The organism is Mesorhizobium sp. M8A.F.Ca.ET.021.01.1.1 (assembly GCF_003998025.1).
Classification (GTDB): domain Bacteria; phylum Pseudomonadota; class Alphaproteobacteria; order Rhizobiales; family Rhizobiaceae; genus Mesorhizobium.
On sequence record NZ_RZSJ01000992.1, the window covers coordinates 1 to 998 of the forward strand.

The following is a 998-nucleotide window of genomic DNA, read 5'->3' on the forward strand; positions in this document are numbered from 1 at the left end:
GATCATCGCGGCGGCCGTGCCGGCCCCCGCGGCTGTAGCTCCCACGCCCCCTGTCGCGCCGTCCAATGCCAGCAAGCCGAAAACCGATGCGCCCGAGACCAGCCCGGCGCTGAAGACGCCTTCAAAGACCAAGGTGGCGCCGGCGGCGGAAAAGGCGGCGAGCGTTTCGGCGCCGCTGCATTCGGCGGCCAACGCGAATACGGCAGCGCCTGAGGTCGAGAAGGTTTCCAAGCAGCGCAATGGGCCGACGGCCAAGGCCGAACCGGCATCGGCCTTCAAGGCGCCGGAAGCCAAGGTGCCAGCCGCGAAGCCGGCAAAGCCGTCGCTGGAGGACAAGAACCGTCCGGCCGGTATCGACAGGCCGGCCGCGGTCGACGATCTCAAGCTGATCTCCGGCGTCGGCCCGAAGATCGAGGGCACCCTGCATACGCTTGGCATCTTCACCTTCGCGCAAGTCGCGTCGTGGAAGAAGGCCGAGCGCGAATGGGTCGATGGCTATCTCTCCTTCCAGGGCCGCATCGACCGCGACAACTGGGTTGCCCAAGCCAAGGCGCTCGCCAAGGGCGGCGTCGCCGAATACATCCGCGTCTTCGGCAAGAAGCCGGTCTGAGGGACGAAAAATGCTTCAGGACAAAGACCGCATCTTCACCAACATCTACGGCCTCTTCGACAAGTCGCTGGCCGGCGCCATGGCACGCGGCGCCTGGGACAACACGCCCGGTATCGTCGCCAAAGGGCGTGAGTGGATCGTCAACGAGATGAAGGCGTCGGGCCTGCGCGGCCGTGGTGGCGCCGGCTTCCCGACGGGCCTCAAATGGTCGTTCATGCCCAAGCAGAGCGACGGCCGGCCGAGCTATCTCGTCATCAACGCCGACGAGTCCGAGCCCGGTACCTGCAAGGACCGCGACATCCTGCGCAACGATCCGCACACGCTGGTCGAGGGCGCGTTTCTGGCCGGCTTCGCCATGGGCGCGATTGCCGCCTATATCTATGTGCGC

At 66.3% G+C, this 998-nt stretch carries 2 pseudogenes; both read left to right on the forward strand.

Annotated features, from left to right (window positions below):
• A pseudogene (locus EOA36_RS36095) lies at positions 1-610 on the forward strand (NADH-quinone oxidoreductase subunit E); the annotation flags it as partial.
• 10 nt (positions 611-620) lie between these two features.
• A pseudogene (locus EOA36_RS36100) lies at positions 621-998 on the forward strand (NADH-quinone oxidoreductase subunit F); the annotation flags it as partial.